Origin of the sequence: Bifidobacterium jacchi (assembly GCF_009078285.1) — a bacterium.
GTDB lineage: Bacteria > Actinomycetota > Actinomycetes > Actinomycetales > Bifidobacteriaceae > Bifidobacterium > Bifidobacterium jacchi.
On record NZ_RQSP01000010.1, the window covers coordinates 4,194 to 18,461 of the forward strand.

Annotated in this window: 11 protein-coding genes and 2 pseudogenes; 3 read left to right on the forward strand and 10 right to left on the reverse strand. The window is 56.6% G+C overall.

The window, feature by feature from the left end; all coding sequences use genetic code 11:
• Nucleotides 1–224, forward strand: a 224-nt coding sequence (locus EHS19_RS11020) for a hypothetical protein (RefSeq protein WP_206666320.1), incomplete at its 5' end; no start/stop codon positions are given.
• 1,093 nt (nucleotides 225–1,317) lie between these two features.
• Nucleotides 1,318–2,658, forward strand: a complete 1,341-nt coding sequence (locus tag EHS19_RS04185; protein ID WP_151916538.1) for an ATP-binding protein — start codon at nucleotides 1,318–1,320, stop codon at nucleotides 2,656–2,658.
• Nucleotides 2,659–2,972: 314 nt separating this feature from the next.
• Here EHS19_RS04185 and EHS19_RS04190 read toward each other — a convergent pair whose 3' ends face one another.
• Genes EHS19_RS04190 through EHS19_RS04200 form a run of 3 tightly spaced genes read right to left on the reverse strand, consistent with a single transcriptional unit; the run spans nucleotide 2,973 to nucleotide 5,469 of the window.
• Nucleotides 2,973–4,001 carry a nitroreductase family protein gene (locus EHS19_RS04190; RefSeq protein ID WP_151916539.1) on the reverse strand — a complete coding sequence of 343 codons (1,029 nt, stop codon included), beginning with the start codon at nucleotides 3,999–4,001 and terminating at the stop codon, nucleotides 2,973–2,975.
• Nucleotides 4,002–4,045: 44 nt separating this feature from the next.
• A complete protein-coding gene (locus EHS19_RS04195; RefSeq protein ID WP_151916540.1) occupies nucleotides 4,046–5,098 on the reverse strand; it encodes a polysaccharide pyruvyl transferase family protein in 1,053 nt (350 codons plus the stop codon).
• A 59-nt stretch (nucleotides 5,099–5,157) separates the two neighbouring features.
• Entirely contained in the window at nucleotides 5,158–5,469 is a 312-nt protein-coding gene (locus EHS19_RS04200) for a hypothetical protein (protein ID WP_151916541.1), read from the reverse strand.
• A gap of 628 nt (nucleotides 5,470–6,097) precedes the next feature.
• Between EHS19_RS04200 and EHS19_RS04205 the strand changes: the two genes are divergently transcribed.
• Entirely contained in the window at nucleotides 6,098–7,636 is a 1,539-nt protein-coding gene (locus EHS19_RS04205) for a lipopolysaccharide biosynthesis protein (protein ID WP_151916542.1), read from the forward strand.
• Nucleotides 7,637–7,651: 15 nt separating this feature from the next.
• Here EHS19_RS04205 and EHS19_RS04210 read toward each other — a convergent pair whose 3' ends face one another.
• The 7 genes and pseudogenes from EHS19_RS04210 to EHS19_RS04240 form a co-directional block, all read right to left on the reverse strand.
• Nucleotides 7,652–9,187 (reverse strand): lipopolysaccharide biosynthesis protein, encoded by a 1,536-nt coding sequence (locus EHS19_RS04210; protein ID WP_151916543.1) that lies wholly within the window; start codon nucleotides 9,185–9,187, stop codon nucleotides 7,652–7,654.
• Between the two features lie 115 nt (nucleotides 9,188–9,302).
• On the reverse strand, nucleotides 9,303–10,466 hold the full coding sequence (locus tag EHS19_RS04215; RefSeq protein WP_151916544.1) for a glycosyltransferase family 2 protein: 1,164 nt from the start codon (nucleotides 10,464–10,466) through the stop codon (nucleotides 9,303–9,305).
• Entirely contained in the window at nucleotides 10,463–11,788 is a 1,326-nt protein-coding gene (locus EHS19_RS04220) for a glycosyltransferase family 4 protein (protein WP_151916545.1), read from the reverse strand. Before EHS19_RS04220 ends, EHS19_RS04215 begins: the two co-directional genes overlap by 4 nt.
• The gene (locus EHS19_RS04225; RefSeq protein ID WP_151916546.1) at nucleotides 11,785–12,231 is read right to left on the reverse strand and encodes a hypothetical protein; all 447 of its coding nucleotides are present in this window, start codon (nucleotides 12,229–12,231) and stop codon (nucleotides 11,785–11,787) included. Before EHS19_RS04225 ends, EHS19_RS04220 begins: the two co-directional genes overlap by 4 nt.
• 30 nt (nucleotides 12,232–12,261) lie before the next feature.
• Nucleotides 12,262–13,041 carry a glycosyltransferase family 2 protein gene (locus tag EHS19_RS04230; RefSeq protein WP_241677074.1) on the reverse strand — a complete coding sequence of 260 codons (780 nt, stop codon included), beginning with the start codon at nucleotides 13,039–13,041 and terminating at the stop codon, nucleotides 12,262–12,264.
• Between the two features lie 45 nt (nucleotides 13,042–13,086).
• Nucleotides 13,087–13,962, reverse strand: a pseudogene (locus EHS19_RS11310) (capsular polysaccharide synthesis protein); the annotation flags it as partial.
• 79 nt (nucleotides 13,963–14,041) lie between these two features.
• A pseudogene (locus EHS19_RS04240) lies at nucleotides 14,042–14,268 on the reverse strand (hypothetical protein); the annotation flags it as partial.

Genomic DNA, 14,268 nt, shown 5'->3' on the forward strand with positions numbered 1-14,268 from the left:
CGTTCCCAGCGCATGTTTTTCTCGGGCTTGGGGTTTGTTTCGAGATTTTCTTGTGCTGGGGCTGGCGGTTGCGCAAGGTTTTCTCGAACTTAAGGGTGATTTCGAGATTGTCTTGCGCTGTCTCCGCGCGCAGCACTGTGTTGGGTCTTCCTGGTCCGCGACTGATCGCTGTTACGCAAGTTTTTCTCGAAGGAATCGGCCATTTCGAGAATACCTTGCGCTAAGTCCGCTCTCAGCGCAAGGTATTCTCGAGCTCTAGGTTTGTTTCGAGATTTTCTTGCGCTGGGGCTGGCGGTTGCGCAAGGTTTTCTCGGGCTTAAGGGTGTTTTCGAGATTATCTTGCGCTAAGCCCACTGTCTAAGCCTACTCTCCGCGCAAGTTTTTCTCGGACTCCGGGTTTGTTTTGAGCTTTTCTTGCGCGGCGACGGACAGCTGCGCAAGAGATTCTCGAACTCAGAAGGCTGCGATAGCGAAGGCGTATCGTAGATGTCCCCTCCGAGGCGTCCGCGCTGCCGGGCGGATGGTGGATAAGATACTCATGAGTATGATACTCGTGAGTATCTTAATCGCGAATCATGTTGATGTGACGGCCGCTGGGAATACGGGTATGAGCGGGGCGTGAACGAAGTGTAAGCGAATCGTATCCTCTGACTTCTTGATGTGGAGTTCGCTCGCATGCACAGATGCCCAGTGGAAGTGCGCCTGAAAAATGTGCTTGGACTGGTCAAAAGTGCGCCTGAAAATGTGACTTACCTCTATAAAAGTGCGCCTGAAAATGTATCTGGCTAGCGGGTCCGACTGGCGGCTTGCGTCCGTTTCTTTTGCCTCCTTACCCGCATGCACCCTAATCAGGCACCGCAAAATGGCTTGATTCCAACGATAATCTCTTTTGCCTGCCATTTGCTTCTCTTTTGCTTTCAAAAGCAAAAGAGAAGCAAAGAGAAGCGTCCTCGCCGCCTGTGGAGCCCATCTGTTCTATGAGGATGTGGTGAGGATGTTGTGGATTCAGAGCGTTTGGCGGCCAAATTGCTGAATGGGAGTGTGCTGGATGGATGTGGATGTGGTGCCAAAGATTCGATGATCCGTGTTCCTTGCGATGGGAGCCGTGAGATTTGACGCGCGCTGACGAAGACTCGGTTTTCGAGAGTCGAATATGCTTGGCGTCTATCGGCTTGGAGCTCCCATGTCCGCTCACGTGCACAGATGTCCAGTGGAAGTGCGCCTGAAAATGTGCTTGGACTGGTCAAAAGTGCGCCTGAAAATCTAGCTTGCCTCTATAAAAGTCCGCCTGAAAATGTATATCATTGATAGAAAAGTGTGCCTGAAAATGTGAGGACGGTTGTTGTGAAGCGTTTCCTGATGCAAGATCTTGAACGATGGAAGCAGTCACCCCGACGAAGGCCACTGCTGTTGGAAGGGGCTCGTCAGGTAGGCAAGACGTGGCTTGCCAACGAATTCGGCCGCACGCACTACGATAATGTGGCCTATGTTTCGTTTTTCGACAACGCGGCCATGCGGGCGTTGTTCGCCGGAGATATCACCATTGATCGTTTGATTCCGGCGCTGTCCATCGAGTCCGGAACTCGAATCGTCCCAGAGAACACGCTCATTGTTCTCGATGAGGTGCAGGAGGTGCCCCGCGCATTGCTGTCGTTGAAGACCTTTGCCGAGACGGCTCCGCAGTATCATGTGCTGGCCACCGGTTCGAGCCTGGGCATTGCCATTCATCCCGGTACTCCGTTCCCCGTCGGCAAGCTGCAACGTGTGAAGTTGTATCCGATGTCGTTTTTGGAGTTCCTTTATGCCTGTGGGCAACAGGCTATGGCGGATATGCTCTCATCTCAGGATTTTGCGCTTATTGAGCTCATGCACGACAAGGTGATGACTTGGCTCGGATATTACCTATACGTCGGTGGCATGCCGGATGTCGTTCGTAGATTTGCTGAGACGTTTCCCAATGCGGATTTTGATGGTATTCGTGAGATGCAGAACACGCTGCTTTCCGATTATCGCGATGATTTTTCCAAACACACCGATTCGGGGTCGTTGGGGCCTTCGTTCACATTGCGACTGAATCAGGTGTGGGATTCGCTGCCAGCTCAGCTTGCTCGGGAAAACAAGAAGTTCATCTATGGTGCCGTTCGTTCCGGTGGGCGAGGCAAGGATTATGAGCTGGCGATCCAGTGGCTGAAGGATTCGTCGTTGGTGCTTGAGGTGCCTCGTGTGAGCGTGCCGTTGAAACCGCTGACGGCTTATCGTGACGGTGCGGCATTCAAATTGTATTGTCTGGATGTGGGGCTGCTCGCGGCCATGAGCGGCTTGGACGTGCGCGTCCTTATCGAAGGCGATGCACTGTTTCGTGAGTTCAAGGGGGCGCTTATCGAACAGTTCGTTTGTCAGCAGTTGGCGGTCAAGCTCACTGGATCCCCCTATTATTGGTCGGCTGCGAACTCCAGCGGCGAGCTTGACTTCCTGTACGAGGAGCATGGTGAGATCGTGCCCGTGGAAGTGAAGGCCGGGGACCATACACAGGCGAAGTCGCTCATCGTCGCCGTGCGCAAATACGGGTTTCCCAAGGCGTTCCGGTTCTCTACTCGGCGATATCACGATGCCGGCGCGATCAAGGACATGCCGCTGTACATGGCCGGCATCGTCTGATTCTCAGGCTGTCAAATGCGGTAAAACCTAGAAGACGGTACCTAAAGGTGAGTCGGAGGAGAGGATGATGTGTGATCTCGGCCAGTGGTTGAGATTACGGCGTTCCACTTCTTTCGTTTTCCTTTTGGCTCTCTACTCGCCTTCACCCTAATCAAACGCCGCAGAACGGCTTGATTCCAACGATAATCTCTTTTGCTTGTCTTTTGCTTTTACAAGCAAAAGACAAGCTGTCCACGATTGGATACGAACAGTTATCGGTGCACGTCGTGATCGAATAGTCAGTGCAATACGCCGATAACTCTATGCGTATATTTCTATTTCAGTATGGTGATGATATCGTGCCAATCACGACGAGTGGACATAGGATGCAGAGTTTTTTCTGGCTTGTGTCCTACTGCGACAAACATGATGAGTACTTCATCGGGGGGGATCGGGAGTGCTTGTCTGATCGCGTTTTCGCGTCGTTGCTCAAACATGGCGTTAAGAGGACAAGCTGCAAGTCCTTGCGCTTCTAGAGCGCCAAGTAGCGCCATCGAGAAGAGTCCGCCATCTACCCATGGTTCGTTGCGTTCTGTTGGGTCAATGAACGAAGTGAGTGTGGATGTGATTATCATAACCGCAGGAGGTTCTTTGTACCCATACATGCCGGCTTGGATGCTCATAGCTTTATGAATGATATCAGGATTCGTACTAATGTATAAGCGTACTGATTGTCTGTTGCATACAGAGGGTGCTCGCATTGCTAGCTGTCCGGCTTCGATGAGTTCATCGAGATTGACGGGTTCTTCAGAATAATCTCTCAGGCTGCAGCGATCCTCTAGCACAGCTTTATAGGTGCGGTGTGGATCGTTTGGTTTGCGTGTGAATAGTGACGCACCGCAGTGATCGGTATCTGCATTGCGGATTTCTTGTTCGAAGCCGGCAATAAGGTCATTGTAAAAAAGTGGTAATGCGCTACCGACCTTTGCATGCTTATCCTCATATGCTTTAAGTACTCCAAGAGCCTCGCGCATTGCAAATGCTTCCATTGGGTAGTTATGCTGCATCCACAGGCGCATACTATGGGTTAGCTCAGTTATAGCTCGCCGTCCAAATCCTGCGCGGAAGTTGTTGTGGCTCAGCCCCTTTTCTATTTCATGAGAATGATATTGCAGTTGACATGTGAGTTGTTCTAGTCCTTCATTGCCTCCCGGAATTGCAGAGAAGCGAGCAAATGATGAGAACTGCCACTTATAATACTGCTTAAGTTCGTGTAGTTTTTTTGAATGCTTCAACTTCTTATATGTTGATTTTGGTATAATACGCTTAATATTATTTTTGAAAAATGATGCTGGATGAAACATGAGGATACAAACCTGCTTCCTGATAGGTGAATGATTATATACTACTAGTCTCCGATGAGAGTTTTAAGTTTCGTGTAATAGTTATCTTCAAAATATGGGGGTAGGTAATAGTCAAGGTCGGTGTTGTATATTTGTTCGATATTTGGTTTGATGTCACGCAATTCAGGAATAAATTTTACATATTGAGAGAATTCCGGAGGAAACCATTTGACTCCAGAGCTAAGCTTATGATCTGTTGACGAAAGCACTAGCACCGGAGTTCCTGCTACCAATGAAAAAATCGTGCCATGATAACGGTCAGTGATGATCACACGATACCGGGAATAATTGTCCCATGTTTTTTCCAGCACCTCCTGTCGATGAGCAATGATGTATCGCGCATCTAAATCAACGGTGGTGTCTGTTTGCTCCACGACATCGATGTCAGAGAGATTACTCTTAAGTTGTTGAATTTGTTCAGGTTTATAGAATGCCTCTTTATCATTGCGCATCACGAGTAGGATACCTTTACGCTCATGATCATAATGTTGTGTCCCAATCATAGTTGTGACAATATCAGGGAACTTAAGTAGATGTGCATGCGGAAACATCTGCTGTGCTTTCTCATATGACACATCGTCACGACACAGAAAATGAAGATTAGGATGCGCATTGTAAATACGCTCGGCTATCACGGCCTCATTTGGCTTTTTGTAGAAAATGGTTTGTGGTAGTATTACGATGCGCATGTCCGGAAACATTTGCACCACATGGCGTTGCATATTTTCTTCCAACATGTACAGGTCTGTGGTGTGGTAACCGGAATGCAGGAAGATTTTATCGGTCGGTTGAATCTCCTTGCGTACCATTGACAGCAATTGGTATTTATGGAATGTAATGAATTGCGTATCAAAAATAAACACCTGATATTCCGGATAATTCCGGTTAGCCCATCGTTCGATGCAGTAGCTCTGAGCCTGATCGCCGAGGTTAGAATGATATGGCGAACCGAACACGAAAATGTTGTGTCCTTGACGAGTTCGAATAGCGTGTTTGATCGAGCAGATTTGCTTTTCGTTGGCGGCGATGGATGCCATACGATGGATGATATGAATCATCAATAATCCTTTGCTTGATTTATTTATGTGTGCTTTAGAGTTGTTTTGTTGAAATACGGTTAAGTGTCTTTACAGGCGTGATGAACTAGGGGGTGAATCTGCGCGTTTTTGCCATAATTACCGCCGAATTCCTGCAGAGAGTGATCGGATTCAGCTAGAAATTGGTGTTCATTATATGCGATGGTATGATCGCCGATATTGCAATGCTCCGGGCAGCACAGCAGAATGCTGCGTGGCGATGGCGTACGGCGGAACAGGTCGGCGTAGCGCTGGTATCCTTCTGCGCAGGCGGCCTTTTCGCGCAGGATGTGATAGCGGCCGTCTCCGATCAGTGAACGCAATGCAAGTGTGAGACCGGCTGGCATGGGCATGAGCGTTTGCCTCCTTCATGTCAACGGCGCGGCGCATAACCTCTCACGCGCGCCACAGGCGCAAGCCAGTATAGCAACGCAAGCGGATTAGGTGTATGCCGATAGGCGGTGATGTGTCAGAGCGCAACTGCGCGCGAAGACTCGCGCCGATACTCAGCCTTAGCGCAACCGCATGCGCCACCGCGTTCGCCAAGTACCAAGATGTGTAAAAACGTGAATCAAACGTGCCGAATCATGGTGAAAAACGTGAATCGGAACGTGCAGCCTCTGCGCCCCTTCGCTCTGTGCCCGCCATCCAAGGCGACATCGATGGGAATCATCGAGTTATAGGGGTCATTCTTGCAAAAAATGACGACTTTGACCCCTACAGATGCTTTCGAGGTGTACTTTTGGGGCGTTTCTTATGTGGATGGTCGTATGGAATCGTATGGAATCAGGAAGCAGACCGGGAATGCCGCCCCGAGTTTCCTGCGCTGGGCAGTGGGTGTGACATGATACGGAAGACATGAATGAACCGGCGACAGGCCGGTGCGGCAGACATCAGCATACCAACCAGTGGCAGCAAGAACGACCGCAACATAGGAAGCATGTGGGTGTGAACATGCGTGGCATGGGCAGGAGATGACGGATGGGTGAACGCAAACGACTTGCGGTGAACATGATCGCGAACGTGATCGCCTTCGGCGTGCAGTTCGGCGTGAGCTTCGTGCTTACGCCGTACATCATCCGCACGCTGGGCGCGGAGGCGTACGGCTTCGTGCCCTTGGCGAACAACTTCATCGGATACACGAACATCATCACCGTGGCGCTCAACTCGATGGCCTCCCGGTTCATCTCGATCGAGATCAACCGAGGCAACAATGCGAAGGCGAACGAGTATTTCAATTCGGTGCTCGTCGCCAACATCATCCTCGCGTTGATTCTGCTCATCCCCTCCGTGGCCGTGGTGCTGTGCGTCAACGACTTCCTCAATATTCCGGCCGGTCTGGTCGGCGACGTGCAGCTGACGTTCATGTTCTCGTTCATCGGACTGATCGGCGGACTGGTGCTGTCGGTGTTCGGCTGCGCGTTCTTCATCCGCAATCGGCTTGATCTGAGCGCGAGGCGAGGCATCGAAGGCAATGTGATCCGCGCGGTGGTGCTCATCGCATTGTTCACGTTGTTGCAGCCGAAGATCTATTTCGTCACCGCCACGATGCTCATCGTCAACGTGTGGATCTGGGCGACGAACGTGTACTACACGCGCAAACTGGTGCCCGAACTGCGGCTCAACCGCGGCAAATTCCGCTGGGGCGCGGTCAAGGAGCTGCTCAGCTCCGGCGTATGGAATTCGGTTAACGAGCTGAGCACTGTATTACTCACGATGCTTGATCTGCTGCTGATGAACATGTTCGTCGGGGCGCAGGCGGCGGGCGAGTATTCACTGGTCAAGATGCTACCCACGTTCATTCAGCAGATTGTCGTCATGATGGTTGGCGTGTTCATCCCGCAGTTCACGATCTACTATGCCAAGAGGCAGCAGGGCAAGCTGCTTGACAGCATCATGTTCTCGATCAAGGTGATGGGCGCGGTGTTGACCATTCCGCTCGGCTATCTGATCATTTTTGGCGGCGATTTCTACCGCGTGTGGGTTCCTGGGCAGGATGCGAATCTGTTGCAGACGCTGTCAATACTCACATTAGCGCCTTTGATCGTCACATGCAGTATCAACACGATCTATAACGTGTACACGGTGACAAACAAGCTCAAGGTGCCAGCGTTGGTGTGGCTGGTGATCGGTGTTGTCAATGTGCTGCTAGTGATTGTCCTGCTTAAATTCACTTCTCTCGGCATTTGGACGATTCCGCTTGTGTCTTTTGTGATGGTTTTGGCGCGCAACCTCACGTTCACGCCGATCTATGCGGCGCACTGTCTGGAGGTGCCGTGGACCACGTTCTACAAGGCGATCTTCCGTGGATGCCTGTGCGTGACGTCGGTGATGGTCATCAGTGTGGCGTACCGGTTCGTGCACGTGCCGACCGGCTGGTTTGGTCTGATCGTCGCTGCCGCGGTGTGCGGCGCGCTGGCGTTGTGCGCGAACGTGGTGATCGCATTCGACAAGGCCGAACGCGCCGAGTTCATCGGCCTGGTGCGTGGCAAGATCGGCGGCAAGCTGTCTCGTCGGTAGGGGAGCGCGCCGAGGTTAGCGGCGGCGTAGCCTCTTCGCGATGGCTTCGGTGATGATCGAGCGCTCGCGGGTGCCGAGCAGCAGCAGAATGTCCGTGACGATCGTGACCAACGCGCAGATCATGCATGCGATGATCAGCATCGCCCATGAGGATATGTCGAACGGCAGCACGCCTCGCACAACGGCGCATGCCGCGGCCGCCGCAATGGTGGCCCCTGCATATTGCGCATAGATGGGATAGAACACAAACCATGGCAATGCGAGGCAGCGCGAAGCGTAGATCGGCACGAATGTGAGGTTGGCGATGAAGCCGATGAGCTGAGGCGTCGCCGCCACCACGTAGATGGCATCGGATGGGAACAACAGCACGCCGACGAGCATCAGCAGGAACGACAGCGCACCGCAGACCAGCCAGCCGATGGAATACCGTCTGAGACGGTTGACCAGCAGCGGCACGCCCTGCAGTGTGGAGGCGACTCCCGAAAGGAAGAATCCGACCATGGTCAGCTGCATGAGGATGGTGATGGTGCGAACGTCCTGACCGGGCTGCCAGAGTCGGATGAAATCCTCGCCTACGATCAGCAGCGTCACGAACACGACGTTGACGAACACGCTGCTGATGCGCATCGCCGATTTGAGCTCGCGCATCAGCAGATCGCCACGGCCCTGAGCAAAGAATCGGGTCTGATCGGGCGAGAACAGGCCGGTGACGGCACCCAGCAGATTCGACATGGCACTGGGGATCAGCTGCGCGATCGACAGCAGTCCCATCAGATGCGGACTGATCATCAGATTGGCGACGAGCAGACTCAGCCCATACTGGAGAATCTGCTGAAGCTTGACCACGCAATTCCATATGCCGGCGGCCAGCATCTCCCGGATCGCCCGCCATGAGAAGCCGCGGCGCACGAACCGCAGTTCGGGCACGAGACGCCTGGTGTACAGCCAGTTCGCAATGAGCGTGATCAGGGTCGCCAGCGCGGTGCCCAAGCCCACGTACCAGACCATGGCGGGCAGTGTGCCGAACATCGCGACCAAGGTGACGACTTTGGCGGCGATGGCGATGATGTTGGCGATGCTGCTCAAGTAGAGCCTGTTCTTGATGAATGTGGCGACCGTGAACACGGCGGAAAGCGTGGAGAGCAGAAAATTGATGGCGATGAACGCGAACAGCAGCTTCACATCGCCGACCAGTCGGGGGGAGATGTTGATCACATGGTCGAGATTCCAGATCAGTGGTATGCACACCAGCGTGAGCACGGCCACGATGACGAGATTCGAGGACAGCGTGGAGGTGAAGTACTTGTCGGCGGCGGCCTTGTCGCCCTTATGGTAGGCGACGGTGATGAATCGTCCGGCAACCGAGTTGAGCGCCAGCGTCAGTAGCGCCGCATAGTTGACCATCGTGTTGGCGAGACCCACGAATCCGTATGCCTCGGCGCCGATCCGCTGCACGATGAACGGCGTGAGCAGAAAGCCGATGCCCAGATTCGCGGCGAAGGACAGCAGGCTCGCGATGAGGTTGAGGATGAATTGTCGTTTGTGGTCCAATGCCAGAACTCGATTCCGAACTCGGTGCTGTTGGCGGTTTGCTGTTGATTGATGCCGATTGCGGATTGATGCCGTAGCGGATGCCGTATGCGGATGGCGGGGATGGCGGGGATGTTCACGTGGATGGCGCTGCAGCGGGACCGGCTGCCGGCGAAGCCCTCCTTGTTCGCAGCCCGGCCGCGATGGAGACTGCGCGCAGGGCGGCCGCCATGAGCAGCGGGTGGCATATGGCTGTGCGGAACGCCGCTCGACGCGCTGGTGAAATCCTCGTATCTGGTTGCGCGCGCCCGCTTGGTTGCGTGCTCTCGGCTGATTGCGCGCTCCCGCCTGATTCGGCGCGCCCCCCGAGTTGCGCAGACAGATCAAGCGCCTCCGCGCGCAGTACGCGCCAGTGCGCCCGCCATCCGGCCACATGATGCTTCCGCATCGCACTCGCCGTGTGCGCGCAATCCAGCGCAAGCTGCCTCATCGACACCCGGATCGTGTCGGGGTCGTATCCGTGTTCGATCAGAAAGGCCGTCTGATCCAGCGAGGCGCGCGGCCCGTCGAACGCGCGCAGATCGATGCGCCGACGCATGATGCCATCCGCATTATCGGTGTAGCAGTACAGTGGGCGGTTCACGAAGGCGATGCGCCGCGCCTGATCGACGAACCGGTAATAGGTGGCCGAATCCTCGTAGAGACGGCCCGCGGGGAAAGGAACCCGCTCGCACAGGCCGCGTTCGTACAGTTTGTTCCATGCCACGGAGAATCGCGGAATATGATCGTCCTGCGTGAACATGTAGCGCATGAACCGTCGTGGCTCCATCGGCTCGTTCAGGCCGGGGAGCCGCACGATGCCGCCGTGCCGCTCGACGGCGAACCCGCAGAGCACCAGGTCGGCGTCCGCGTCCACTGCGACGGCGAGCATGGAGGCGATGAAATCCGGGGCTACGGTGTCGTCGCTGTCGACGAACGCCACGAACCGTCCGCGTGCGGCCTTGACTCCGGTGTTGCGAGCTTCGGAAAGACCCTTGTTCGGCTGATGGATCACGCGGATGCGTGCGTCGCCCTGTGCCATGCGATCGCACAGCCGCGGGCAGGAATCAGGCGATCCGTCGTCGATGAGCAGCACGTCAAGCGCTTTGTGGGATTGCGCCAGAATGCTGTCCACGCATCGCTCGATGGTGCGTTCCGTGCGATACACCGGCACGATCACGCTGACGAGAATGTCTGATGTTGCGGTGTTCACCACGGTGTTCATTACGGTGTCTGTCACGGTGTCCGTCATGCTGGTCATTGCCGTCCCTCCTGCTGCAAAGCGGAGCGAACGGCCGGTTGCATAGACTGCGGCCGGTCAGGCTGCGATCGGTCGCTCTGCAGCTCGCAATCCCGCCGCAGTGCGTCCGCGAACCGATGATAGAACCGTTCCCGGGAGAATTCCTGCGCCCTGACGAGCGCCGCCGCGCCCATCGCCGCACGCCGATGCGGATCGGCGGTGAGATCAGTCAGCGCCCGGGCAAGATGCGCGGCCACATCGCCGTTGCGCGGTATGGTCAACGCGCACTGCGCGGAGACGTATTCGCCGATGCCGCCCGACTGCGTCACCACCAGCGGCAGTCCCGAGGCCATCGCCTCCATGCAGACGGTCGGCGCCGCATCCTCGAACATCGACGGCACCACCTGCATGTCCGCGGCCGCCGCATACCGCCACAGCCGATCATTGGGCACGAATCCGGTGAACGCCACGCGCCTTCCCAGCCGCCGTGCAAGAGCATGCAGCTGCCGCGTGTACGCGGTGGCGGTCGATGGGGCGAAATCCGAGCTGCCCACCACCATCAGTCTGATCGGAGTGTCGTCAGCCGAACTGCCGACGCAGGTGCCGTCGAGCATCGTCATCGCCTGAAGCAGTTCGCGCACGCCTTTCTCCTCGATCAGCCGCCCGCAGTACATCACCACGCAGTCCTGCTGATCGAATCCCAACTGCCGACGCACCTGTCGCCTGCTTTCGAACGCGGCCTTGGAGCGCGTGGCAAGCGCGGAAAACCGCGACAGATCGATGCCGTTGCGCACGGTCGTCACATCGGGAGCAAGACCGGCGGCGTTGCGGCACAGGCTGCGGAACCGTGCGCATGCGAAATCGCTGACGCCGATGACGTGGCGATACGCGTTATTGGACACGGGAGCGTCGATCACATGATGCAGGTGATACCACAGGCGATTCGAGAACCGCTTCGCCGTCACATTCGGCACCGGAAGCGGGCCGGCCTCCAGCACGATCGCGTCGAAATCAGCAGGATCGATCAGCCGCGCCACATTGCGCTGATACGAGTTCGAGGGCACATAGCCGGGGATGATTCGTCTGGTCAGCGCGCCATACCAGTGATCCCAGAAGACGACGGGCCGCGCGGCGTCGGCGATCGGAACGAATCGCGTGGTGCCGAATCGCGCCGCCGCATGCGCGGACGCGTCATCCATGCGCGTGACCACGGTGAGATCCAGCAGACCGAAGCGTTCATTGCATTCGGCGATCGTCGTCATCAGCGATTCGACGGCGCCGCCGCCGGTCGCCGGAACCGGCAGCCATCCCGGGGCGACCAGACACACCTTCGGCGAATTCATCGGTCTTCCCCCTTCCGAAATGGGCGGAAATGCGCGGGCAGACGGTTCCACAGCGGCTCATACCAGTGCAGACGCAGCAGTATGTACTGCATGCGTCGTTTCCAAGGAATCCGATGCCAATGCGCGCGTACGATCATGCGCATATGCCTACTGAGCCGGCGCATCAGCGGACCATGCTCATGCAGCCGGTCCCGACTGGCATGCGAATACAGGAAGGCGTCGATGCGCAGCGCATACGAAGCGTATTCGCCGTCCATGCCGCGGCTCCGCGCATGGCCGTACAGGCGGCACGCCACGTCGAACGCCTCGGACAGCCTGCCCACGTCGTCGGTCTGCCCCGAGGTATTGCGCTCGCCGATATGGTAGTGGTAGATCGGAACGTCCAGATAGCGGACCTGGCGGGCGTGCGGCAGCAGTTCGCCAAGGAACAGGGTATCCTCCATGAGCCGCACCTTCGGGTCGAAGCGCACACCTCAGCGGTGGAGAAAACGAGTGCTGTACAGGAACGACCACACATAGGTCCCGATTCGCCCCTGATAGACGTAGCGCAGACAATCCGCGCCGGAGGAGACCAGCACATGATCCGGGTAGGGGTGGGGCAGCACGTTGGTGCGGTCCAGATGCGTGCGGTTGCGGAACACGCTGAAATCGAAGCTGACCATGTCGGGAATGACTGGCCGCTGGTCCGCGTCGGTCGCGACGCTGGCCGACGAACGCTGCGCGAGCGCGATCATCGTCATCACCGTTTCGACCGCATCGGCAAGCAGCGTGTCATCCGCGTCCACGAACATGAGATAGTCGCCGCAAGCTTCGTCGATGCCCCGGTTGCGTGCGGCGCTGACGCCGGCGTTGCGTTGGTGGATCACGCGGATGCGTGAATCGAGTCGGGTCCACAGATCGCAATACATGCTCGATCCGTCGTCCGATCCGTCATCGATGAGGATGATCTCCAGATGCGCGTAAGTCTGCGCGGTGATGCTGCTGATGCAGTCGTGCAGGCTGGCGCGCGCGTTGTAGACCGGCACGATGATGGAGACCAGCGGGGTGCCGTCGTTGGACGCAATCGGCTCGATGGTGGCATGGTGGGCGGATTCGCCGGAGTTGCGCGATGCGCTGGTTTCGCTTGAGTTGGTGGATTCGCTTGGATGGTCGTTAGGATTGCTGGTTTCGCCCGGATCGCTGGTTTCGCAGCTGGTTTCGCCCGGATTGGCGGCCGCCGACTGCGTGCGTTCCCGCGCACGATCCGCCAGCATGCGCCCGAACAGCGTGACCTGACCGTCGGGCGTGACCGAACGCCATGGCCGACGGTTGTTGAGCTTGAAGATGTGCGTGTCGAGATGCGTCGCCGCATAGGCGTCCCACTCCTGCGCGGGGCGTTCCAGAAACGGGAGCATGCCATGCGTATTGGGATTGTTGAAGGGCACCGATGCCAGCAGACTGCGCACGTAGGGATGATGACGGTACGCATACTTCATGATCGCGTCGACCAGGAAATAGTCCACCTGAAGATCATGATCCCGCCAGTAGGATTCCAAGGCGTCGCGCACGAAGGTGAAGAACGGGTCGCCCGCCGTGCCGGCCAGAGCAAACGCGGGTCAGTTGTCAAGAAACGCCGGATGCCCCCGCCGGTCCGGCCGAGTGCTCAACGACCAGAACGGCGCCGAATCAATGGCAGGCGGCAGCGGCGCATCCAGAAAAACCGCCGCATCCAGCCATATGCCGCCATAGCGCGACAGCAGATCGAAGCGCACGAATTCGCTGAACGCCGTCAGCGGAATCGTGCCTGAGCGTACCTTCGCCATCATCCAATCGGGCACCTGCACATAATCGTGCAGATTCGCCGCGGTCAGCAGATGATGCGGATGCGAGCGGGCGAATCGCCGCTGGCTTGCCACGCAGCACTCGATGATCGGCGGAAGAGAGGAGTCGTCGAGCGAAAACCACATGGTCCAGATCGGCGCCGATTCGCCGATCGCCGCGCCGCCGGCAAGCGGAAGTCGGTGAAAGGCGACGGCATCGACGCCGGAGCGCTTGGTAACCGCGCGATAATAGCGATGACTCACCCACGTATGATCGAACCAGTGGCTGATGACGCGATGGGCGGTGAACAGGGCGGCGAATGCGGGGCCGAATCCGAAGGCGTTGCGAAACTCATCGGACCTGCTGATGGCCATGCGCCTTCCTCCCTCTCATCACGTCACCTTCCTTCAGCATGACTTCAGCTTTCCTTCAATGATGCCAGGGATGAGAGCGCTAGAGACTATACCCTTTTTCCCCGATGAGAACCCCGAGATGCAGACGGCGCAGCATCTCGGCAAATAGCATTACCACCATGGAAAGACAGCATACGTTGATGAGGATCATCAGCCAGGGGTCGATGTTCGGCCAGTATGCGAAGGAGACGTAGACCAGCGGCAGATGCATCAGATACAGGCTGAGCAGATTCCTGCCGATCAGACTCATCGCGCGGTTCGTGCGCC